The sequence below is a fragment of the Pseudomonas sp. NFR16 genome (assembly GCF_900108875.1).
Taxonomy (GTDB): Bacteria; Pseudomonadota; Gammaproteobacteria; order Pseudomonadales; family Pseudomonadaceae; genus Aquipseudomonas.
This window is the reverse complement of the sequence record NZ_FNYJ01000003.1, coordinates 249,894-273,255: the sequence shown is the minus strand read 5'-3', so window position 1 is coordinate 273,255 and position 23,362 is coordinate 249,894. Positions and strand designations below refer to the sequence as shown.

Here is a 23,362-nt window from a genome sequence, read left to right as displayed (position 1 = left end):
TTGTGCTCCTCAATTTTTATAGAGATTTCGTCGGATTCGCCTAAATGGGGCCAATCACTTAAAAAAGATTTACTGACCCAACGGCCAAAGGCTGATCAAGATACACAGCCGATTCATGCCGCACAAGACGCCGAAAGTCGCAGCAACCCGCGAGAAACCAGTAGCTTGGCAACGATCGCTGCGTCGGTAAGACCCGGTGCAACTTCGCCGATGCGCAGCGTTTCCGATCTGACAGGCGCCGCGAGGTGAAAGCCTTCGCCATCACCCGCGTGCGAAAAATTTCGTCAGCCCGTGTTGCGCAATCCGGCGGCAATCCCCGCGACAGACACCAGCAGCGCCTGTACCAGAGGACTGTCCAGACTCGCCTCCTGGCTACGGGAACGCGCCAGCAATTCGGCTTGCAATAAATGAAGGGGATCGAGGTAGGTATTGCGCAGGCTGATGAACTCCAGCGTCTCGGGGCTGTGGGCCAGCAACTGCGACTGACCGGTCAGGCCGAGCACCACTTGGCAAGCCTGCGACAATAGGTCGCGCAAATGCGCCCCCAAATGCTGCAGGCCTGGCTCGACCAGACGTTCGTCATAAAGCTGCGCAATGTCGCTGTCCGCTTTGGCCAGCACCATTTCCAGCATGTCGATACGCGTGCGGAAGAACGGCCACTGCTCACGCATCTGCGCGAGCAATTCGCCCTGACCACGTTCGAGCGCCTTGCGCAGCGCATCTTCCCAGCCCAGCCAGGCGGGCAGCATCAGGCGGGTCTGGGTCCAGGCAAAGATCCACGGAATCGCGCGCAGGCTTTCGACACCGCCTTCACGACGCTTGGCCGGGCGACTGCCGAGCGGCAGACGTCCGAGCTCCTGCTCCGGTGTGGCCTGACGGAAATATTCGACGAACTCCGGATGTTCGCGCACCACGGCGCGGTAGGCAGCGACGCCGTCCGCCGCCAGTTCATCCATCACCTGGCGCCAGGCGGGCTCCGGCAAAGGCGGCGGCTGCAATGTCGCCTCGAGCACCGCGGCCAGATAGAGGTTGAGGTTCTGCTCGGCGATGTCGGGCAGGCCGAACTTGAAACGAATCATCTCGCCCTGTTCCGTGGTGCGGAAACGACCGGCGACCGAGCCCGGTGGCTGCGACAGGATCGCCGCGTGCGCCGGGCCGCCGCCACGTCCAACCGTGCCGCCACGACCATGGAACAGCAGCAGTTCGACTTCCTGCGCGCGACAGATCTCCACCAGTTTTTCCTGCGCCCGATACTGTGCCCACGCCGCGGCAGTGGTGCCTGCGTCCTTGGCGGAATCGGAATAGCCGATCATGACTTCCTGCGGGCCGTGCAGCCGCAGGCGATAGCCTGGCAGGCTGAGCAGATGCTCGATCACCGGGCCGGCATTGTCGAGGTCAGCGAGGGTTTCGAACAACGGCACAACGCGCATCGGCCGCTGCAACCCGGCCTCTTTGAGCAGCAGTTGCACGGCGAGCACGTCGGACGCCGCGCCGGCCATGGAAATCACGTACGACCCCAGCGACGCCGCGGGCGCAGCAGCCACTTCGCGGCAGGTGGCGAGCACTTCCGCGGTGTCATCGGCCGGTTTGAAATGCCCCGGAAGCAGCGGCCGCTTGTTGCTCAGTTCACGCAGGAGAAAGTCGATGCGCGTCTCTTCGTCCCACTCGTTGTAACGCCCCAGGCCCAGATAACTGGTGATCTCGGTCATGGCCGCGCTGTGACGCGTCGAATCCTGACGCACGTCGAGCTTGACCAGAAACAGCCCGAAGGTGACTGCGCGACGAAGGCAATCGAGCAACGGGCCGTCCGCAATCACGCCCATTCCGCACTCATGCAGCGACTGAAAGCACAGCTGCAACGGCTCGAGTAATTCGCGATTGTCGTGCAGCACGCCCTCAGGCGCTGGCTGCGTCACGCTCAATGATGCATGGGCCCAGTTGCGTGTGGCGCGAAGACGTTCGCGCAGTTTTTTCAACACGCTGCGATAGGGTTCTGCGCTGTCTCCGGCGACCGCCATCAATGCAGGGCTGGCCTGCTGCATCGACAGTTCTGCGGCCAGCTGGTCGACATCGCGCAGATACAGGTCCGCCGCCATCCAGCGCGCCAGCAGCAAGACTTCGCGAGTCACTGCGGCGGTGACGTTGGGGTTGCCGTCGCGGTCGCCACCCATCCACGAAGCGAAACGGATGGGCGCGGCTTCAAGTGGAAGATGCAGCCCCGTGGCGGCATGCAGCGCATGGTCGGCTTTGCGCAGGTAATTGGGGATGGCCTGCCAGAGCGAGTTCTCGATGACCGCAAATCCCCACTTCGCCTCGTCCACCGGCGTTGGCCGCACGCGTCGGATTTCCTCGGTGTGCCACGCTTCGGCGATCAATCGTTGCAGGCGCTCGGTGATCTGCTGGCGCTCCAGCCGATTCAGATCGCGATGGTCGAGCGCTGCAAGCTGAGCGGCGATAGCGTCGTACTTCTGAATGAGGGTCCGCCGCGCGACTTCGGTCGGATGAGCCGTGAGGACCAGTTCGATCTCCAGCTTGCCCAACTGCCGCGCCAGCGCTTCCTGCCCGTGCCCGGACTGCTTGAGACGTTCCAGCAACTCAGGCAATACCCGAGATTCGAAGGGCTGCGGCGTGCTGTCGTCGCGGCGATGAATGAGTTGATACTGCTCGGCGATATTGGCGAGGTTGAGAAACTGGTTGAACGCCCGCGCCACGGGCAGCAACTCGTCTTCGCTCAGGCTCTCCAGATTGGAGCTCAGTTGCTCGGTGCTTTGGGTGGAACCATGCCGCCCGGCCTTGGCGCTCTTGCGAATACGCTCGATCTTCTCGAGAAAATCAGCTCCGTGCTGATCACGAATGGTGTTGCCCAACAGCTCACCCAGCAGGTGAACGTCCTCGCGCAATCGTGCGTCGATGTCTGCCATCCAGCCTTCTCCTTCAGCGTTTTTTTATTCTGTCGCGACTCGATCCGGACGCCCCGAACTGAACGCCCTCGCCTGTTTTGTCTCTATCTTTGTGTATAGAGCGACAATTTCGTGCACAGAAGCAACCCTTTGCCTGATTTCTGCCCGCAGCAAGCTAGTCTCATCAGCGAGCCTCACGAAGGCTCGATCACTCGCCTGAGCCCGCCACCACGCGGGTCTACGAAGAGGTCTTTATGAAAATCCGCGAGCTCGCAAAACACTGGGAACAGACCGCCAAGGGTCGCCTGACCAAAACTGGCTACGCCATTCACCTGGACGTCGAAGCGGCGGCACGCCTGGCAGCGATTGCCGAAATGTACCCCAAGCGCACGCCTGAAGAATTGCTCGGCGAGCTGATCGGAGCGGCGCTGGAAGAGCTGGAAGAAAGCTTTCCGTATGTCCAGGGTCAACACGTCGTCGCGACCGATGAAGAAGGCGATCCGCTGTACGAAGACGTCGGCCCGACACCACGCTTTCTCGCGCTGTCGCGTCGTCATCTCGAACATTTGTCCGAACAGCAGGACACTCCGCAGCACTGATCACGACGTCGTTTTCAGACATCTTTCAAAGCGCACGCCAACCAGCAATGCCGGGCGTGACGTGCGTTTTTGTGCGCCAATTTTTCAGCGTCAAACTTACACCAGGTAACAAAGCGACCGGGTTTGAGAAGCAAACTGTCTGAACTATTCAAAAATCGCGCAGGTCGGAGCAGTTAGCCATTACGGAAAAAGCCGACAGATGGCAGCGGATTTCAGGCCCTGCCATCCATCCGCACAGGCTCACCGCTGAATGGAAATAACCTAGTTTTCAGGAGTTACACAATGGAGTTGATCACCATGAATACCAGCACTGCCAAAACCACGTTCAACGGCCTGCGCGGGCTGAAACTGGCCGCGCTGGCACTGGGTACCAGCTTCCTTCTGGCCGGTTGCGCAGGCAATCCTCCAAGCGAGCAGTACGCAGTGACCCAATCTGCAGTGAATGCTGCAGTCAGCGCAGGCGGCACCGAATACGCAGCAGTCGAAATGAAATCGGCACAAGACAAATTCAAACAGGCCGAGCTGTTCATGCAGGAAAAGAAATACGACGAAGCTCGTAAATATGCCGAGCAAGCCGAGTGGGATGCCCGTGTAGCCGAGCGTAAGGCCCAGGCCGCCAAGGCTCAGAAAGCAGTGCAGGATGCTCGTCAGGGCGTCAACGAATTGCGTGAAGAAGGTCTGCGCCAGGCTCAGCCGGTCAGCCAGTAATCCCACGCACTTCAAGCATTGGCCATTGATTTAAAGGACGAAAATATTATGCGTAAACAAGTACTTATTCCTGCCCTGCTGGCTCTGAGCGTTGGTCTGGCTGCCTGCTCCTCGCAACCTAACGTGAACCTGGAACAAGCCCGCACCAATTACTCCGCGCTGCAAAGCAATCCTAAATCCACCGAGCTGGCGGCGCTGGAAACCAAAGATGCCAGCGAATGGCTCGACAAGGCCGACGCCGCGTACCGCAACCACGATGACGAGAAAAAAGTCGACCAACTGGCCTATCTGACCAACCAGCGCGTTGAGCTGGCCAAGCAGACCATCAACCTTAAGACGGCTGAAAACGATCTGAAAAACGCCGCCGCCCAACGCGCTCAAGCTCGTCTGGACGCCCGCGATGCGCAGATCAAACAACTGCAGAACAGCCTGAACGCCAAGCAGACCGAGCGCGGCACGTTGGTGACGTTCGGCGACGTCCTGTTTGACCTGAACAAGGCCGAGTTGAAGTCTGCGGGCCTGGTCAACGTCAACAAGCTGGCGCAGTTCCTCCAGGAAAACCCTGATCGTAAGGTGATCGTTGAGGGTTACACCGACAGCACTGGTTCCGCCGCTTACAACCAGTCGCTGTCCGAGCGTCGTGCTGATTCGGTGCGCATGGCGCTGATCAAGATGGGCGTGAGCATGGACCGCGTTGTGGCTCAGGGTTATGGCAAGGAATACCCGGTTGCCGACAACGCCAGCGCGTCGGGTCGTGCCATGAACCGTCGTGTGGAAGTGACCATTTCCAACGACAACCAGCCGGTAGCACCGCGTTCTTCGATGCAGTGATACGGGTCGGCGCGGAGATGTTGTAGCCGCTGTCAATCAAAAGGCCCCGCCTGTGGATGCAGACGGGGCCTTTTTTTGTGCGCGCGTTTTGTGATGGCGGTTCTGCTACCGTCGCACCGCAGATCGCGGGCAAACGCGCTCCTTCAGGTAAAGCGTCGACCCGGTATCACGCCGCAGGATTGGCATCGTCATGACAGGCCTGTTCCCGGCTGAAGCCGATCCTGCTACGGCATGCATTTCAGTAGGACCGGCTTTAGCCGGGAAAGCGCCAGGTGTCGCGCCGCATCACTGGCCGATGAAGCGTCACTGCACCTTCTGCGGCGTCTCCTGCCCCATGCATCTCACGGCCTGTTTGCGTTCGTTCACCAGCACGCCCGTCAGCCCTTTCTGCTCGGTATCGAACAACACCATCACCCCGTCAATGCACTGGGCGACCTGGGGCGCCGGTTCCAGAGCGACTTTGTAGTCCTGCCCAGGTAGGGTCTTGAGCATCGTGAATTCGCTCAGCCGCAACGCATCTTCAGGGCGGGCGAAGTGCAGATAGCCGTAGTACCAGAGCGTTCCTACCGTCAGAAAGATGCAGCCAATCCCCGTCAGGATCTGGGGGATCGCGTTGCGCTCTTCAGTCATTGCGCAGACTCTGCCGACGGCGTTGGCGATGCCGCAGAAGGCTTGAGGTTTGCCTGCGGATCGGGGTAGTCGGGGACTTCGGCCAGACGACGCAGGCCGTTGAAGTGCTGCGGGTCATCCAGGTAGCGCACCATGACCTCGCGCCAGGTCGGATCGGCGAAGGTCTGTACATGCGGCCCGCGCGTGAGTTGCAGGACCCGCGGCGGCGGCGCGGCCTGATACAGACTGATGCCGTTGTGCAGCGGAATCTGGGCGTCGTCCAGGCTCTGGAATAGCAACATCGGCGTGCCCTTGAGCTGGCTGATGCCATTGATGGCGCTGTCGCCATCAGGGATTACCCAGGACAGCGGCCGCTTGAACGGCCAGGTCAGCCAGGACGTGCCAAGCGTGTAGCGCGCAACTTCGCGGTAACTGGCAGGCACCCCGTCGAGCACCAGCGCCTTGACCCGCGCCCGTTGTTGAGGATGTTCGGCCAGATAATGCACGCCCAGCGCCCCACCGATGCTCTGCCCCAACACCACCAACGGCTTGCCCTGCACCTGCGGCGCCGTGTTCAACCAATCGAATGCGGCGTCGATATCCTGATAGATCGCAGGCAGGCTGGGGTCGCCTTCCGAATGGCCATAACCCCGATAATCGAGCAGCAACACTTGGTAGCCCTCCTCAGGCAGCCACCAACTGCCGCCCAGATGCCACGACATATTGCCGCCGTTGCCGTGCAGATGAAGCACCGTGCCTTTCACGGCGACGCCCTCTTTGACCGGCAAGAACCAGGCATTGAGCTTCTTGCCGTCCGCAGTGGTGAGGGTGAGATCACGGTAAGCCAGGTGCGCCTTGTCCGGGGTCAGCGGGACCTCGCGCTCCGGGTAGAACAGCAGTTCGCTGCAACCGGCGAGCCAGACGAACGTGATCAGAGCGACGAGGGTCTTCAAACGGGTTTTATCCTTGATCTTCCAGCTGTGATTGAAGGTCTTCTTGCGCAAGCCGGCTGCCACTGTGTGACGCCCTCAAGCGACGGTAACCGGCTCGCGAACGCGTCAGTGACATCACTGCACCGCTCGCGTTACAGGATGTTCGAGTAATCCGCTTCGATCCGGTCCAGGCTCAAATGGTTCAGGAAGTTGGAGAAGCACATCCAGGCCGACAACGCATTCATGTCGCGGAACTGATCGGGCAGGTATTTGGGCGGCACCACCAGACCCTCGTCCACCAACTGGCGCAGGGTGCGCATGTCCTCAAGCGTGGTTTTGCCACAGAACAGCAGCGGCACCTGCTCCAGCTTGCCCTTCCTCACGGCCAATTGAATGTAGTTGTAAACCATGATGAAGCCCTTCAAGTAGGACAAGTCCTTGGTGAATGGCAGACCATTAGGCACAGAGCCCCGGAAAACCCGGCTGGCATTGCCATAACTTTCCGACATGCCGAAGCCCTGTTCGCGATAGAACTCGAACACCTGGAGAAAATCCGCGCCCTCCTCGGCCATATGAATCGCCCGGGTGCGGTTGGTGAGTTTGCGCAGGCGGCTGGGATAGGAAGCGAACCCGATGACTTCCATGAGGATCGCCAGCCCTTCCTGGGTGACTGTCGACGAGGGCGGGCCCTTGGCCAGGAAGGTGCAGATGGGCTGATTCAGGCCGTTCAGCGTCGTGCCCACGTGAACCAGCCCTTCATGGACCTCCAGCGCGCGCACGTCTCGCTCGTTGAACATCGCATCGCTGCGGATCTTGATGTAGTCGGCGCCCGCTGCCGCATCGGCAACGATGCCGTCGGACTCGAACACCCGGATGGTTTCCTCGGCCTCGCCAAACGTACGATTGAGCCGACTCTGCAGCATCGCCACGGCGTCCTTGGCGGTCAGGATCTTGGGCTCGTCCTTGAGATCGCCTCGGCCGGCGATGTTGTTCAGGTAATCGGACAGCATCAGGCCGAGGTCAGCCAGGGTCGGGTCACCGGCGTGAAAGGCATCGGAGGCCGCGCCGTACAACTCCTGGGAAATCAGCCCGAAGTCCGGGGTGCCGCGCGCCTCCAGCATGCGGACCACCATGCGGTATTCCTTGCACATGCGCCGCATGATCTGCCCGACCGGGTTGAACTGCCCCAGCTGCCGGGTGATGTCGCGCTCGATATTCTGGAATTCCAGCTTCAACGCGCCGGAGTCGAATCCCAGCGGGCGGTTCTCGTAATAGGCACGATCGATTTCAGGGAGTTGCTTGCCCTTGGCAGCGAGGAAATTCTTGCGGATGCTCTCGTCCCACTTCACCGCATCGAGTACACGAATCGGCGTCTGCGCCAACACGATACGATCGGACAACGTGCGAATCGTCTGCTGGTATTCGTCCACCCACTACCCCTTTTTACCGGTGCGCTATTTGGTCATGCGCTGATATTGCGCGGCCTTGAGGAAGACATCGGAGTTGGCGGTGTCATCCAGATAGGCAAATACTTTGTCCATGGACGTGCTGATCAGCACGCCGTCACCTTTCTCGGTTTCAATGGCCTGGCCCTCGAAAACCTTCTGCTCGACCAGTTGCTGCATGCGCTCCAGGTCCAGGTCATACACCACCAGTTCGTCGGCGGCACTATCGTTGTCGACCAGGTCGAAACCAGCGATCACGTAGTTGGAGCCGTACTTTTCAGGCAACCGGGCGCAGATGTACCAGCGACCGCCGTGATGCGACACGGTGAAGGTGTACTCGTCCCGGTTCTTGCGATCGCCCTTGCGATAACTGACCGCCTTGTACTGATTGACGCCCGCGCGGCTGATCTCCAGTTCCAGCGGCTCGCCCCAGGCATTTTTGCTGGTCCAGGTGCCGAGCAGCTTGGGCGGCGCGGCTTCGCTGGATGGAACCGGATCCTTGAAAGTCACCAGGCATCCGCTCAACAGCGCGAACGACAAGGCGAGCAACACGCTCCAGACTTTCATCGGGTTCTCCTTGAATGAAGCGTTTTCAGGCGGCCGACGGCTTCGCGGTGCCCAGAACCAGATGCATCTGGCGAGTAAGAATAGCGAGCATTTCTTCATCTGCGTCGGGCTGAGGCCCGTTAAGCAAACCCTGATATTCCATCCGCCCGATAAGCCCCGTCAACACTTGGGCATCCAGTTGCGGTTGCGTCGAGCCCATGACCTCGAGAAACTGGGCGCTGCCTTGCAACAGAATCTGCTGGTGCGCGCCCACCAGCGGCGCCAGACGCGGGTTGATGAGGGCTTCGAGACGGAACGCATGCTCAGCGATCAATTGATCGCGGCGGGTCAGCAGCTGATGACGCACGTACTCCATGGTCATGCGGGCGATCTCATCCGCCAGCCGGGCGCGGGCCTCGGCGCTGCCGTCATTGCGCGCGACCATTTCGCGCAACAGCGTCTCGGTGTTGGTCCACAACTTGGCCATGTACGCGGCGCTGCGCTCGACGTATTGGGCGAAGGCATCGGTGAGCAAGTCATCGATGTCCTTGAAATAGTAGGTGGTGGCCGAGAGCGGCACTTGCGCCTCGGCCGCCACGGCGCGATGGCGTACCGCACGCACGCCTTCGCGAATGAGGATGCGCATGGCGGCATCGAGGATCTGCTGCCGGCGCTGTTCGCTGCCCTGTCGACTTGCCTTGCGGCCCTGATACTGAACACTCTGCGCGACTGCCGTGGCAAGACCAGCGGCTCCCTTGTGAGCGATCGTAGGATTCACGACAGGTTTTCCTCTTTGAATGACTAGCAGGCGCGGAGCCTGTAGGAGCGTGGCTTGTCCCGCGATCGGCGGGGAACCCGTCGTAAACCCTGAGCACACGGTTTTCCTGATACACCGCATTCGCCGGTTTTGCGACGACTGCGTCGCCGATCGCGGGACAAGCCACGCTCCTACCGTTGGCCTGCGTGACTGTAATAGACAAAAAAAAAGCCGCCCTGCTCAGGCGGCTTGTTTTACAACGCTCAGGCTTGCGGCCGCATGTGCGGGAACAGGATGACGTCGCGGATCGATGGCGAGTTGGTCAGCAGCATGACCAGACGGTCGATACCGATGCCCTCGCCCGCTGTCGGCGGCATGCCGTATTCCAGCGCACGGACGAAGTCGGCGTCGTAATGCATGGCTTCGTCGTCGCCCGCGTCCTTGTCGGCCACCTGCGCCATGAAACGCTCGGCCTGGTCTTCCGCGTCGTTGAGCTCGGAGTAGGCGTTGGCGATTTCACGACCACCGATGAACAGCTCGAAGCGGTCGGTGACGCTCGGGTTTTCATCGTTGCGGCGCGCCAGCGGCGACACTTCGAACGGGTACTGAGTGATGAAGTGCGGCTGCTCCAGCTTGTGCTCGACCAGTTCTTCGAAAATCATCACCTGCAATTTGCCCAGGCCTTCGAAACCCAGCACCTTGGCGCCGGCTTTCTTGGCAATGGCGCGGGCCTTGTCGATATCGTTCAGGTCGTCGGCGGTCAGATCAGGGTTGTACTTGAGGATCGAATCGAACACCGACAGGCGCGCAAACGGCTCGCCGAAGTGGAACACCTTATCGCCATACGGAACGTCGGTAGTGCCCAGCACCAGCTGCGCCAGCTCGCGGAACAGCTCCTCGGTCAGGTCCATGTTGTCTTCATAATCGGCGTAGGCCTGATAGAACTCCAACATGGTGAATTCCGGGTTGTGCCGGGTCGAGACGCCTTCGTTACGGAAGTTGCGGTTGATCTCGAAGACTTTTTCGAACCCGCCGACAACCAGACGCTTGAGATAGAGCTCAGGCGCGATCCGCAGGAACATGGCCATGTCCAGCGCGTTGTGGTGAGTCTCGAAGGGCTTGGCTGCCGCGCCGCCAGGGATGGTCTGCAGCATCGGTGTTTCGACTTCCAGGAAGTCGCGTTTCATCAGGAAGCTGCGGATGTGAGCGATGACCTTGGAGCGGACGCGGAAGGTCTCGCGCACTTCTTCGTTGACCATCAGGTCGACGTAGCGCTGGCGGTAGCGCTGCTCGGTGTCGGTCAGGCCGTGGTGCTTGTCGGGCAATGGACGCAGCGATTTGGTCAGCAGACGAACGCTGGTCATCTCGACGTAAAGATCGCCCTTGCCGGAACGTGCCAGCGTACCTTCGGCAGCGATGATGTCGCCCAGGTCCCAGGTCTTGACGGCCGCCAGGGTTTCCTCGGGCAACGTCTTGCGGTTGACGTAGACCTGAATGCGACCGGTCATGTCCTGGATCACCATGAACGAACCACGGTTGAGCATGATGCGACCGGCAACCTTGACCGGGATTGCCGCCTCAGCCAGCTCTTCCTTGGTCTTGTCCGCGTATTGCTTCTGCAGGTCGTTGCAGTAGCTGTCGCGGCGGAAGTCGTTCGGGAAGGCCTGACCCTTGGCGCGCTCGGCAGCAAGCTTTTCCTTGCGCAGGGCGATCAGGGTGTTTTCTTCCTGTTGCTGGGCTTGCGGGTCGAGTTGTTGGTCGCTCATGTCTTTAGATTTTCCATCACAGGTTCGTTGCTTCTTGCCACGGGCAAGGGATCGCGGGGCGGTCGCGTGTAGAAACGCGCCGCGCCCGCAACAGTGGTGTCGCGATTACAGCCCCTGCTTGAGGCTCGCTTCCAGGTAACCGTCGAGGTCGCCGTCGAGCACCTTGTTGCAGTCGCTGCGCTCAACGCCGGTGCGCAGGTCCTTGATGCGCGAGTCATCGAGGACGTACGAGCGGATCTGGTGACCCCAGCCGATGTCCGACTTGGTGTCTTCCAGCGCCTGGGACGCCGCGTTGCGCTTCTGCATTTCCAGCTCGTACAACTTGGCCCGCAGCATTTTCATGGCGGTGTCCTTGTTCGCGTGCTGGGAGCGCTCGTTCTGGCAGCTGACCACGGTGTTGGTCGGCACGTGGGTGATACGCACCGCCGAGTCGGTGGTGTTGACGTGCTGACCACCGGCACCGGACGAACGATAGGTATCGATACGCAGGTCCGAAGGGTTGATGTCGATCTCGATGCGGTCATCGATCTCGGGGGAAACGAACACCGCCGAGAACGAGGTATGACGACGGGCGCCGGAGTCGAACGGGCTCTTGCGCACCAGACGGTGCACGCCGATCTCCGTGCGCAGCCAGCCGAAGGCGTACTCGCCCTTGATGTGCACGGTGGCGCCTTTGATGCCGGCGACTTCGCCTTCGGACAGCTCCATGATGGTGGCATCGAAGCCACGCTTGTCGGCCCAGCGCAGGTACATGCGCAGCAGGATGTTGGCCCAGTCCTGCGCTTCGGTGCCGCCGGAACCGGCCTGGATGTCCAGGTAGGCGTTGTTGGGGTCCATCTCGCCGCTGAACATGCGCCGGAATTCGAGCTTGGCGAGGGATTCTTCGAGACCCTCAAGCAGCTCGACGACGTCATTGACAGTGCCTTCGTCGTTTTCTTCGACGGCCATGTCCAGCAGCTCTTTGGCGTCAGCCAGGCCGGAACTCATTTCGTCGAGGGTCTCGACGATCTGCGCCAGCGTCGAACGCTCGCGGCCCAGCGCCTGTGCGTACTCGGGCTTGTTCCAGACGTTGGGGTCTTCCAGTTCGCGGTTGACTTCGGTCAGGCGATCACTTTTGTGATCGTAGTCAAAGATACCCCCGAATGGACTGGGAGCGCTCGGACAGGTCCTTGATGGTGTTCAGGATCGGATTGATTTCCATGGTCGACAGGACTCGCAGGCGAAATTTTCAAAGCCGACGAGTATACCCCAGCCGCCCTTGGGATGGCAGTCCGTTGGGCAGGGGTTGCAGGGGTTGCAGGGGTTGTCTACCACTCGACGCGTCTTTTACCCCACCGCCACCTGATTACGCCCGTTGTGCTTGGCCGCATAAAGTCCTTGGTCGGCGCTCTGGATCAACTGGCGGCTGTGGCTGCCGACCTGCGGGACGACGGTGGACAGGCCGATGCTCACGGTCAGGGTCGAGCCCTGAGTGGGTGCGTTGTGCGGGATATTCATGGCGGCGACGGTCTGGCGCAGTTTTTCGGCCAGCAGCCGCGCGCCGCCCGGCGAGGTGTTTGGCAAGACCAGCGCGAACTCTTCGCCACCGTAGCGTGCAGGCAGGTCCGAGGGCCGGCTGCAACTGGCGCGGATGGCCTTGGCGACCTGACGCAGCGCTTCGTCGCCTTCCAGGTGACCGAAGCTGTCGTTGTACATTTTGAAATAGTCGACATCGATCATCATCAGCGACAGCTGCGTCTGCTCGCGCGTTGCCCGGCGCCATTCCAGCTCAAGGTATTCATCGAAGTGGCGACGGTTCGACAGGCCGGTCAGGCCATCTGAGTTCATCAGCCGTTGCAGGACGAGGTTGGTGTCCAGCAGCTGCTGCTGACTCACGCGCAGCGCGCGATAGGCTTCGTCTCGCTGCAACAGGGTCATGTAGGAGCGCGAGTGATAGCGGATACGCGCCACCAGCTCGATGTTGTCCGGCAGCTTGACCAGGTAATCGTTGGCCCCGGCAGCAAAGGCCGCGCTCTTGATGAGCGGGTCTTCCTTGGTCGACAGCACGATGATCGGGATGTCGCGGGTGGCAGGATTGTTGCGGTATTCGCGCACCAGCGTCAGGCCGTCAAGACCAGGCATCACCAGGTCCTGCAGGATGACCGTCGGCTTGATCTGGATCGCCTGGGCGATGGCCTGATGCGGATCGGCGCAAAAATGGAAATCGATGTTTTCTTCGTGCGCCAGCCCACGCCGGACTGCCTCGCCGATCATTGCCTGATCGTCGACCAGCAACACCATGGCAGCGTTTTCGTCCGTGGCGTTTATATCGTCCAGCTGCAAATCATGCATTCAGGGTCTCCTGGTCACAGGCGGGCTGTGAAATCACCTGGAAATTCATTGGGTGAATACCTCTTTCAAGCGAGGCGCAATCGTGTCCAGCGAGCGAATCTCCATGGCTGCATCGATGGCCGCTGCCGCTTTGGGCATGCCGTACACCGCGCAACTTTGCTGGTTCTGGGCGATGGTCAGAAAACCTCGCTGACGCATCAGCTTGAGCCCCTGAGCACCATCACGCCCCATGCCAGTCAACAGAACGCCCACTGCGTCACCGTTCCAATAGCTGGCCACACTCTCGAAGAACACATCGATCGAGGGCCTGTAAATCTCGTTCACCGGCTCGGCGGTATAGGCCAGCGTGCCGTTCTTCAACAGACGAATATGATGGTTGGTACCGGCCAGCAGTACGGTTCCACCTTGCGGTGGCTCGCCATCGCGAGCCAGCCTGACGACAAGCCCCGAAGAGCTGCTCAACCACTGCGCCATGCCGGCCGCGAACACCTGATCGACATGCTGCACCAGCACGATGGCCGCGGGAAAGTCTTTCGGCAGGCCCTTGAGCAGCACTTCCAGCGCCGCCGGCCCGCCCGCCGATGACCCGATCGCAATCAGGCCCTGACGCTGCGCGGAGGCAGTCAGCGGTGGCGGTGCCTGGCGCACGCGACTGTCACGCTGGCCAATGAGCCAGCCTATATTAAGTATCTTGCGTAACAAAGGCGCGGCCGCATCCTTCGGGTTACCGGCACCGATCGCGGGCGTGTCCACGACGTCCAGCGCTCCGTGCCCCATGGCTTCGAAAACCCGGTGAACATTCTGCTCGCGGTCCACGGTCACGATCACGATCGCGCACGGCGTTGCCGCCATGATACGTCGAGTTGCCTCTACGCCGTCCATGACCGGCATGATCAGATCCATCAGGATCAGGTCCGGCGTCAGTTCGGCACAACGTTCGACCGCCTCTGCACCGTTACCGGCGACCCAGACAATCTGATGCGCCGGCTCGAAAGCCAGCGCCCGACGCAACGCCTCGACGGCCATGGGCATGTCGTTGACGATGGCGATTTTCATCCCTGCGCATCTCCTATCAACTCAACGACGGCGTCGAGCAGCGCATCGTCGTGGAAACTGGCCTTGGCCAGATAATAGTCGGCGCCGGCATCCAGCCCTCGGCGTCGATCTTCTTCTCGATCCTTGTACGACACCACCATCACGGGCAATGACTGCAACCGGCTGTCACGCCGCAGCAACGTGACCAATTCGATACCGTCCATGCGCGGCATGTCGATGTCGGTGATCAGCAGGTCGAAATCTTCGGCACGCAGCGCGTTCCAGCCGTCCATGCCATCCACGGCGACGGCGACTTCATAGCCGCGCCCCAGCAGCAACTTGCGCTCCAACTCACGCACGGTCAGCGAATCGTCGACCACCAGCACACGCTTGCGCGCCTGGCTGTCGGCCTGACGATTGCGCCGGTCGATGCGCTCGAGACGTCCGGTATTGAGCAGTTTTTCCACGGAGCGCAGCATGTCTTCGACATCGATAATGAGCACCGCCGACCCGTCGTCCAGCAGCGCGCCGGCGGAGATATCCTGCACCTTGCCCAGGCGAGGATCCAGCGGCAACACCACCAGCGTGCGCTCACCGATGAAGCGCTCCACGGCCACGCCATAGACCGCGTCGCGCTCGCGGATCACCACCACTTTAAGCACGTCTTCGCTGTGCTGGGCGGCTGGCCGGTTGAGCAACTGACTGGCCGCGACCAGCCCCACATGGCGCTCTTCATGCCAGAAATGCTGACGGCCTTCCAGTTGCACGATCTCGTCGGCCTGCACGTCACGCATGCGCTCGATGTGTGCCAGCGGAAAGGCGTAGGCTTCGCCGCCCACTTCCACCACCAGACTGCGCACCACCGACAACGTCAGCGGCACTTCAAGATGGAAGCGGCTGCCTTCCCCTGCCCGCTGATCGAGCTCCACGCCACCGCGTAACTGACGGACCATATGTTGCACGGCGTCCAGACCGACGCCGCGTCCCGAAACTTCGGTCACCTTGTCGCGCATGCTGAAGCCGGGCAGGAACAGGAAGCTCAGCAGTTCTTCCTCGCTTAACTGCGCCGCGGTTTCGGCCGGCGACAACTTGCGCTCGATGATGCTGCGACGCAGGCGCTCCAGATCGACACCGGCGCCATCGTCGATCAGCTCGACGACAAGCAGACCAGCCTGGTGCGAGGCCTTGAGCTGGATCAGGCCCTCGGCGGGCTTGCCGCTGGCAATACGCTGTTCGGGCAATTCAATGCCGTGGTCCACGGCGTTGCGCAGCAAATGGGTGAGCGGCGCCTCGAGCTTTTCCAGGACATCGCGATCGACCTGAGTCTTCTCGCCCTCGATCTGCAGCCGCACCTGCTTGCCCAGCGAGCGACCCAGATCACGGACCATCCGCGCCTGCCCGGTCAGCACGTCGGCAAACGGACGCATGCGGCACGCCAGCGCGGTGTCGTAGAGCAATTGCGCGCGCTGTGACGCCTGCCAGCCAAATTCGTCGAGGTCGGCGGTTTGCTGAATGAGCAGATGCTGCGCTTCGCTGAGCATGCGCCGCGCTTCGTCCAGCGCCTTCTGCGCGTCCGGATCGACGTTGGCGTCGAGCAGCGCTTCGAGGTTGTCCAGCGCCCGGCTCGCCCCGCTCTGGGACCGTTTGACCCGCTGCATGGCGGTCAGATAAGGCTTGAGCCGCTGGGTCTCGACCAGTGACTTGCTCGACAGGTCCAGCAGGTTATTCAACCGTTCTGCAGTCACTCGCAGGACGCGCTCGCCACCTTCGGCGACGCGGCGCTCGTTGCGGCGCTCCGTCTTCGGTGAAGATTCGACCTCGGCGTCATCCGGGGTCATCGGTGCGGCAGGCGCGGCAGGCGGCTCGACCGGTACTGGCCCATGCGCGGACTGCACGGAGGACACCAGCGACTGGGCATTGGCCCGCAGCAGGTCTTCCATCGACGGCGCAGGCTCCGGGGCAATGGCGGGCTTGCTGACCGCGGCGGGATCGACCAGCGCGTTCATCAGCGCCACATAGCCGTCGACATCGGCCTGGCCGACGCTGCTTTCGCCCGGCGTGGCAATGCGCATGAGCAGATCGGTGCCCATCAGCAAGGCGTCGATGTGCTCGGCCTGAAGATGCAGACGGCCTTCCTGGGCGCCGACCAGGCAATCTTCCATGACGTGGGAAACGCTGACGCCCGCATCGACACCGACAATACGTGCCGCGCCTTTGAGCGAATGGGCGGCGCGCATGCAGGCTTCCAGCTGATCGGCCTGAGTCGGGTTACGTTCGAGTGCCAGCAGGCCTGCGCTGAGCACTTGGGTCTGCGCCTCGGCTTCCAGCGTGAACAGTTCGAACAACGAGGCATCGCGCATCTGATCGGGCGTCATGTCAGGCTCCGGTTCACTGCCGACAACAGTTGTTCTTCGTCCAGCAGGCGCAGGCTGCGGTTTTTCCACTGCACCACGCCACGGGTGAATCGTGCATTGCCGTTGTGCGCCGGCGCCGATGCCGAATCCAGAAGCCGGGCCTCGATCGCATGAATGCCATCGACCTCATCGACCGGCACCACCACTGGCCCGCCCTCGGCGGAGACGATCAACATGCGCGGCATGATCCGCGCGTTGGCCGCGGGCACGATGGACGCATCCAGCCCAAGCAGTTCGACGAACGACAGGCACGCCACCAGCGCGCCACGCACATTGGCAACGCCGAGCAAGGCGCGCGAGCGTTGATGCGGCAGCGAGTGAATCGCTTGTACCGGAGACACTTCGACCAGGCAGCGCGTCGGCAGGCCGAGCCACTCCTCGCCCAGGCGGAAGACCACGATGGAGCGGGTCTTGACGTCGCTTGCCAGCTCCTCGCCGTGCATCGACACCCGTTGTTCCTGCGCCAGCGCGTAGCGGTCCAGCAGGCGCGTGGCGGCTGCCGAATACACCGAACAGTTGCGGCAGTGAATATGCTCCACCAGCAGCGGGCAGGACCGGTCGCCATGAATGCCGATGCGGTTCCAGCAGTCGTCGATGGCCTGTGCGTCGTCGCTGACCAGCTCTGTGTGTACGCCGCTCATCGATTCTGTCCTTCTTTATTCGCGCCCCGCGCAGCGCGTTCCTGCAAGCGACGCGCCCCGGCGCTGTCACCCTGAGCGGCCAGCAGCGCGGCCAGTTGCGCCAGTGCTTCGGGGTGCTGCGGCTGCAGGTACAACGCTTTGCGGTAGAAACGCTGGGCCGCGGCCGCCTCGCCGGTCACCTCACTGAGCAGCCCTTGCCAGTAAAACACCGCCGCGATGGGCTCATGTTGCCTGAGGTACTGCTCGCAAGCGGCTTTGGCTTGGGCCGTGCGGCCTTCATTGGCCAGCGCCGCAATGCTGCCCAGTAAGGCCGCGGCCTCGCTGTTCCCTGGCGACTGAACGTCAGCGGATCGGGCGGGCAACAACGGCGCGAACGGCTTGAGGGTGCTCTGACTGCGCGCGGCAGGTAAAACAGGTCTGGCAACCCGCGCCGGCGGTTCCGCCGGCAGCGGCGGTCGTGCAGGCGCGGCAGTGATGGCCACCGGTTCGGGGCTCCCATCATCGCGGCGTCGGAACGCAAAGGACTGCGCGATACCGATCGACACCATGCCCATGCGCCCCAACAGGCTGCCCTCGGCAGGACCGATAAACAGAACGCCGTCGTCGCGGGTCATGCGCTTGAGCGCTTCAAAACCCTGGCGCTGGGTGTCGACATCGAAGTAGATCAGCAGGTTGCGGCAGAACACGAAATCGTACGCCGACTGCGCCACCAGCAAGGTCGGATCCAGCAGATTGCCGGGCTGAAACACCACTTGTTCGCGCACCCGGTCCTGCAGACGGAAGCCGTCTTCGACCGGTTCGAAATAGCGCTCGCGAAAGGTCAGCCGCTCGCCACGAAATGAGTTTTTGCCATACACGCCTCGACGCGCGCGCTGGATCGAAAGCGGGCTGATGTCGATGGCTTCGACCTTGAACTGCACCGCCTGCAAACCGGCGTCGAACATGGCCATGGCGATGGAATAAGGTTCCTCGCCCGTCGAACAGGGCAGGCTCAGGATGCGCAGCGGCCGGACGCCGCCGAGCTGTTCCAGACGCGCACTGGCGAGTTTGCCCAGGGTGGCGAAGGATTCCGGATACCGGAAAAACCAGGTCTCCGGGACAATTACCGCTTCGATCAGCGCCTGCTGTTCGTCGGGCGAGCGCTGCAACAGTTGCCAGTACGCGTCATGGCCGTCGAGCCGGGAAGTGGTGCACCGCTGGCGCACGGCGCGCTCGATGATAGCCTCGCCCACCGACGCCACGTCCAGCCCGATGCGATCCTTGAGGAACGCGAAGAAGCGCGCGTCGCTGCTCATGGCGCGTCCTCAAAGGGTTCGAGGGTCAGGGGCGTTTCGGGAAACAGCAATTCGCGCACCGCATCGCTGAGCAGATCCTCCACGCGAATCCACTGCAGCAAGCCGAGCTCATCTTCGCGGACCGGCCCCAGATACGGTGCCTGACGATTGTCCAGGCCGTAGTGCTTGAACTCGTCCGGGGCGCAACGCAAGGTATCGGTCGCCTGTTCGAGAATCAGCCCGAGCCACTGCGGTGCACGTTCGGCATGCGCGCGGTAGTGCACCAGCACCAGTCGGGTACTGGTGCGCGACTGCGCCGCGTGTCCGAACGTCAGTGCACTCACGTCAATCACCGGCACCACTGCGCCTCGGTGCGCGAACACGCCTGCCACCCAGTGCGGCGCATGAGCGATGGGCTTGAGCACCAGACGCGGCAGCACTTCGGCGACGGCCGTGGCCTCCAGCGCATAGCGTTCCGCGCCGATGCGAAACAGCAGGAAAAGCTTGTTTTTCGGCACGACCACGGCGCTGCGTTTGGCTGAATGCTCGATCATGGCCCGGACTCAGACCTTGAATCGCGACACGCCGCTGCGCAGCCCGACCGCCACTTGGCTCAGCTCGTCGATGGCAAAGCTGGCCTGACGCAGCGACTCGACCGTCTGGCTGCTGGCATCGCCCAGTTGCACCAGCGCCTGATTGATCTGTTCGGCGCCAGTGGCCTGCGCCTGCATGCCTTCATTGACCATCAGCACGCGCGGCGCCAGGGCCTGCACCTGATGAATGATCTGCGAGAGCTGCTCGCCGACCTGCGTCACTTCGAACATGCCGCGACGCACTTCTTCGGAAAACTTGTCCATGCCCATTACACCTGCGGACACCGCCGACTGGATCTCGCGAACCATCTGTTCGATGTCGTAGGTGGCAACGGCCGTCTGGTCAGCCAGACGCCGCACTTCGGTAGCGACCACGGCAAATCCACGACCGTATTCGCCGGCTTTTTCAGCCTCGATCGCAGCATTGAGCGACAGCAGGTTGGTCTGGTCGGCCACCTTGACGATGGTCACCACCACCTGATTGATGTTGCCGGCTTTCTCATTGAGGATCGCCAGCTTGGAATTCACCAGATCGGCCGCGCCCATGACCGAATGCATGGTCTCTTCCATGCGCGCCAGGCCTTGCTGGCCGGAGCCGGCGAGAATGGATGCCTGATCGGCCGCCGATGTCACCTCGGTCATGGTGCGCACCAGATCACGCGAGGTCGCGGCAATCTCACGGGAGGTCGCGCCGATTTCCGTGGTGGTCGCGGCGGTTTCGGTGGCGGTCGCCTGCTGCTGCTTGGACGTGGCGGCGATTTCAGTGACCGAGGTCGTGACCTGCACCGATGAACGCTGCGCTTGCGAAACCAGCGCGGCCAGTTCGGTGACCATGTCGTTGAAACCGGTCTGAACCGAGCCGAATTCATCATTGCGATCCAGCGTCAGACGGCTGCTCAGATCGCCGGTGCGCATGGTTTCAAGAATTCGCACGATGCGGTTCATCGGCGCCAGAATCGTGCGCATCAGCAGCAGGCCGCAGGCAACAGCGGCCAGAATGGCGACCACCAGGGAGATGCCCATGCTGATTTTCGCGGTCAGAACGGCAGACGCGATGTTGGCGGTGGCCTGATCGGCCACGACCTTGTTGGCAACGATAAGCTCATTGAGTTGCTTGCGGCCCTGGAGCCAGATCGGATTGACCTGTCCATAAAACACCGTGCGGGCAGTAGTGTAATCGCCGGACTGATACGCCTTGAGCACGTCGCTCAACAGCCGCTCATATGTTTCACGCTGCTTCTCGAAAACGTTGAAGTTGTTGCGATCGGTGTCGTCGAAGATAGTCTTCTTATATCCGTCGATCTGGCTCTGCAGGCGATTTTCGAAGTCGATGTACTGATCCTGCTCGGCGCGGGTCAACTCACGCGCTTTGCCTTCGCCGATCAACTCGAGTGTGCGGATATAACTTTCACCCCAGGCGCTGCGCACCAACGTACTGAAATACACACCCGGCAACGCATCTTCGCCAACCGCCTCTTCACTGTTCTGGATCGAGAGCAGCCGGGTGTATGACACGACCACCATCAGCAGCATGATGGCGATGATTACAGCGAAGCTCGCCAAGATACGTTGACGCAATGTCCAGTTCTTCACAGTCAGCCCTCAAGAGTTCAACACCGGCGAAACCGGGTTCAAGAAGCGGACCGACGAACGGCCCAAAGCGAGCGGAGTATAGCCTAGTGACCTACCAATTAACTGGGCTGTTTCCGACAGAGATAACGCAAAAACGTACAGATATTAGGGAAATATCTGAGAGGCTATCGGCGTGGGGAGAAATTGCTTGATGGCAATGAGAAAGGCATTACCTTGAGAGCGCGCGTATGTCGCGATTGCGCTGAGTCAGCCAGGACCCGATAAGGGCAACAGCATTCCTCCGGATCCGGCTGCAAACCAGCGCGCTCCTTTCGACAGCGGCTCTCGATAGATGTGAATCACTGCGCCTGGCGCACCTGAGCCTCCAGTTCGTTCTTTAACTCAGGCGCGAGCTTCAACTGCTTGGCCAGTTCATCCAGATAAGCGCGCTCCATGAAGTGTTCTTCATCGACCATCATGATGCTGGCCAGGTACATCTCGGCAGCGATTTCAGGCGTGCGCGCGGACCGGGCAACGTCAACAGGATCCAGAGGTTTGTTCAACTCGGCGTGCAGCCAATGCTGTAACTCGCTGTCACCGGTGATGCGGGTGAACTCGCCTTCGATGAGCTCGCGTTCGCGCGCGTCCACATGCCCGTCTGCCTTGGCCGCCGCAACGAGGGCCCGCAGAATCGCCTCACTGTGCTGCTCGACCTGCGCGGCCGGGACGCGATCCACTGTCTGCGGCGCAGCAGACTGGGCCACGCCCTGACTCGCCTGCCAATTGCCGTAAGCCTTGTAGGCCAGCACACCCAATGCGGCCAGACCACCGTAAGTCAATGCCTTGCCGCCGATCTTGCGAGCGCTTTTGTTGCCCAGCAACAAACCCATCGCACCGGCCGCCAGCGCGCCGCCACCGGCCCCGGAAAGCAATCCGCCCAGATTGCCGCCGCCCACTTTACCCAACAGGTCGCCAACACCCCCTTGCGTGCCTTTGCCCTGCACACCGGACGCCTTGTTCTGCAGAAGGTCCTGACCGGATTTCAACAATTGATCGAGCAAGCCTCGCGTGTTCATGAATCCACCTCGGTAGATGAGACAAAAAGAATCAGCTCGCAGAGTAAAAGGAAGTCGGCTACGCCTGAGCACCCGCTGTGCTTCTGAATGTTGCAACGACTCTCTCAGCCGCTAGGCGACCATCGGGAAAAACGATATATAGTGCCGCACACCTGAAAAAACGAATGAGCTGATTGCCATGATGACGCTGCGCCAGATTCGCCACTTCATCGCCGTTGCGGAAACCGGCTCGATCTCGGCCGCGGCGCAGGCGGTGTTCATTTCCCAATCGACGCTGACCCTGGCGATCCAGCAACTGGAAGAAGACATCGGCGTCAGCCTCTTCAGCCGACACGCAAAAGGCATGACCCTGACCCATCAGGGGCATCAGTTTCTGCGTCAGGCGCATCTGATCCTAGCGACGGTGGAGAACGCCAAACGCAGCCTGCAACACAGCGCCGATCAAGTGGCGGGACAATTGGTCATCGGCGTCACCAGCCTGGTCGCCGGATACTATCTGGCGGACCTGCTGACGCGCTTTCAGCGGGCGTACCCCAACGTCGACCTGCGCGTGATGGAAGACGAACGCCCCTACATCGAGCATCTGCTGGTCAGTGGTGAAATCGACGTCGGCGTGCTGATTCTGTCCAATCTGGAAGACCGCCACGCGCTGCAGACCGAGGTGCTGACCCATTCGCCTCATCGTCTGTGGCTGCCCGCTCAACATCCGCTGCTGGAGCACGACAACATCAATCTTGCCGACGTTGCCCGCGAGCCGCTCATTCAGCTGAACGTGGATGAAATGGGCGTGAACGCACAGCGAATATGGTCCCGCGCCGGACTTCAGCCCAATGTCAGTCTGCGCACGGCTTCCACCGAGGCCGTTCGCAGTCTGGTGGCCGCCGGCCTCGGCGTCTCGATTCAGCCGGACATGACCTATCGTCCGTGGTCGCTGGAGGGTGACATCATTGAAGCCCGGCCGATCGCCGACCTGACTCAGACGCTGGACGTGGGCCTGGCATGGCGGCGCGGCACGGCGCGCCCCTCACTGGTCGACCCATTCCTCAGCGTGGCACGTGAACAGCCGCATCCGGGACGCAGGCCATCTATTTAATCGAACGCTGCATTCAGTATTTAGAATTTGTCGCGCTCTCGATGCGGCACTAGTCTCTGAGCCTTGGAAGCGGAGTTGTTTTCGGGTTTTGCGGCGCGCCGCGGCGGGTGATCATCAGCTGATAGAGACAGCGCGGCAGATACGGCTTTTTTGAATGAATTCGCTCCACAAGGTCCAGCTGCGCCCGACATCAGCAGTCTGGTTCAGGCCATCAATGACAAGCATCGATACAAGGAAGCT

The 23,362-nt window shown here is 61.4% G+C and carries 20 protein-coding genes; 4 read left to right on the top strand and 16 right to left on the bottom strand.

Annotated features, from left to right (window positions below):
• Positions 1-284: 284 nt before the first annotated feature.
• Entirely contained in the window at positions 285-2,921 is a 2,637-nt protein-coding gene (gene ppc, locus BMZ10_RS14220) for a phosphoenolpyruvate carboxylase (RefSeq protein ID WP_093463232.1), read from the bottom strand.
• A 233-nt stretch (positions 2,922-3,154) separates the two neighbouring features.
• Here ppc and BMZ10_RS14215 point away from each other — a divergent pair, with 233 nt between their 5' ends.
• The 3 genes from BMZ10_RS14215 to BMZ10_RS14205 all read left to right on the top strand — a co-directional run bounded on the left by BMZ10_RS14215 (position 3,155) and on the right by BMZ10_RS14205 (position 5,038).
• Positions 3,155-3,499, top strand: a complete 345-nt coding sequence (locus BMZ10_RS14215; RefSeq protein WP_093463229.1) for a pilin assembly protein — start codon at positions 3,155-3,157, stop codon at positions 3,497-3,499.
• A gap of 282 nt (positions 3,500-3,781) precedes the next feature.
• Positions 3,782-4,207, top strand: a complete 426-nt coding sequence (locus tag BMZ10_RS14210) for a DUF4398 domain-containing protein (protein ID WP_093463226.1) — start codon at positions 3,782-3,784, stop codon at positions 4,205-4,207.
• Between the two features lie 48 nt (positions 4,208-4,255).
• Entirely contained in the window at positions 4,256-5,038 is a 783-nt protein-coding gene (locus BMZ10_RS14205; protein WP_093463223.1) for a lipotoxin F family OmpA-related lipoprotein LptF, read from the top strand.
• A gap of 303 nt (positions 5,039-5,341) precedes the next feature.
• Here the strand turns inward: BMZ10_RS14205 and BMZ10_RS14200 are convergent, their stop codons facing one another.
• The 15 genes from BMZ10_RS14200 to BMZ10_RS14130 form a co-directional block, all read right to left on the bottom strand.
• A complete protein-coding gene (locus BMZ10_RS14200) occupies positions 5,342-5,668 on the bottom strand; it encodes a PA3694 family proteiin (protein ID WP_093463220.1) in 327 nt (108 codons plus the stop codon).
• Complete coding sequence (locus BMZ10_RS14195; RefSeq protein ID WP_093464164.1) at positions 5,665-6,600, bottom strand: alpha/beta hydrolase; 936 nt, start codon at positions 6,598-6,600, stop codon at positions 5,665-5,667. The genes BMZ10_RS14200 and BMZ10_RS14195 overlap by 4 nt, the downstream gene beginning before the upstream one ends.
• A gap of 131 nt (positions 6,601-6,731) precedes the next feature.
• The gene (locus BMZ10_RS14190; protein WP_093463217.1) at positions 6,732-8,009 is read right to left on the bottom strand and encodes a flavohemoglobin expression-modulating QEGLA motif protein; all 1,278 of its coding nucleotides are present in this window, start codon (positions 8,007-8,009) and stop codon (positions 6,732-6,734) included.
• 24 nt (positions 8,010-8,033) lie between these two features.
• Positions 8,034-8,591, bottom strand: coding sequence for a hypothetical protein (locus tag BMZ10_RS14185; protein ID WP_093463214.1), 558 nt, complete (start codon positions 8,589-8,591; stop codon positions 8,034-8,036).
• 25 nt (positions 8,592-8,616) lie between these two features.
• Entirely contained in the window at positions 8,617-9,348 is a 732-nt protein-coding gene (locus tag BMZ10_RS14180) for a TetR/AcrR family transcriptional regulator (RefSeq protein WP_256214503.1), read from the bottom strand.
• A 242-nt stretch (positions 9,349-9,590) separates the two neighbouring features.
• On the bottom strand, positions 9,591-11,093 hold the full coding sequence (gene lysS, locus BMZ10_RS14175) for a lysine--tRNA ligase (RefSeq protein ID WP_093463208.1): 1,503 nt from the start codon (positions 11,091-11,093) through the stop codon (positions 9,591-9,593).
• Positions 11,094-11,198: 105 nt separating this feature from the next.
• A protein-coding gene (gene prfB, locus BMZ10_RS14170; RefSeq protein WP_143070291.1) for a peptide chain release factor 2 occupies positions 11,199-12,294 on the bottom strand; the annotation gives its coding sequence in 2 pieces (ribosomal slippage) (positions 11,199-12,221 and positions 12,223-12,294; 1,095 coding nt in all).
• Positions 12,295-12,419: 125 nt separating this feature from the next.
• Positions 12,420-13,424, bottom strand: coding sequence for a response regulator (locus BMZ10_RS14165; RefSeq protein ID WP_093463205.1), 1,005 nt, complete (start codon positions 13,422-13,424; stop codon positions 12,420-12,422).
• Positions 13,425-13,469: 45 nt separating this feature from the next.
• Positions 13,470-14,480 carry a chemotaxis response regulator protein-glutamate methylesterase gene (locus BMZ10_RS14160; RefSeq protein WP_093463202.1) on the bottom strand — a complete coding sequence of 337 codons (1,011 nt, stop codon included), beginning with the start codon at positions 14,478-14,480 and terminating at the stop codon, positions 13,470-13,472.
• Entirely contained in the window at positions 14,477-16,834 is a 2,358-nt protein-coding gene (locus tag BMZ10_RS14155; protein ID WP_093463199.1) for a hybrid sensor histidine kinase/response regulator, read from the bottom strand. The genes BMZ10_RS14160 and BMZ10_RS14155 overlap by 4 nt, the downstream gene beginning before the upstream one ends.
• Positions 16,831-17,514 (bottom strand): chemotaxis protein CheW, encoded by a 684-nt coding sequence (locus BMZ10_RS14150; protein ID WP_093463196.1) that lies wholly within the window; start codon positions 17,512-17,514, stop codon positions 16,831-16,833. The genes BMZ10_RS14155 and BMZ10_RS14150 overlap by 4 nt, the downstream gene beginning before the upstream one ends.
• Positions 17,511-18,809 (bottom strand): CheR family methyltransferase, encoded by a 1,299-nt coding sequence (locus BMZ10_RS14145; protein WP_093463193.1) that lies wholly within the window; start codon positions 18,807-18,809, stop codon positions 17,511-17,513. Before BMZ10_RS14145 ends, BMZ10_RS14150 begins: the two co-directional genes overlap by 4 nt.
• A complete protein-coding gene (locus tag BMZ10_RS14140) occupies positions 18,806-19,342 on the bottom strand; it encodes a chemotaxis protein CheW (RefSeq protein WP_093463190.1) in 537 nt (178 codons plus the stop codon). The genes BMZ10_RS14145 and BMZ10_RS14140 overlap by 4 nt, the downstream gene beginning before the upstream one ends.
• 9 nt (positions 19,343-19,351) lie before the next feature.
• A complete protein-coding gene (locus tag BMZ10_RS14135; RefSeq protein WP_093463187.1) occupies positions 19,352-20,974 on the bottom strand; it encodes a methyl-accepting chemotaxis protein in 1,623 nt (540 codons plus the stop codon).
• 338 nt (positions 20,975-21,312) lie between these two features.
• Positions 21,313-22,029 carry a tellurite resistance TerB family protein gene (locus tag BMZ10_RS14130; protein ID WP_093463184.1) on the bottom strand — a complete coding sequence of 239 codons (717 nt, stop codon included), beginning with the start codon at positions 22,027-22,029 and terminating at the stop codon, positions 21,313-21,315.
• A gap of 178 nt (positions 22,030-22,207) precedes the next feature.
• Between BMZ10_RS14130 and BMZ10_RS14125 the strand changes: the two genes are divergently transcribed.
• Entirely contained in the window at positions 22,208-23,122 is a 915-nt protein-coding gene (locus BMZ10_RS14125) for a LysR substrate-binding domain-containing protein (RefSeq protein WP_093463181.1), read from the top strand.
• Positions 23,123-23,362: the final 240 nt, after the last annotated feature.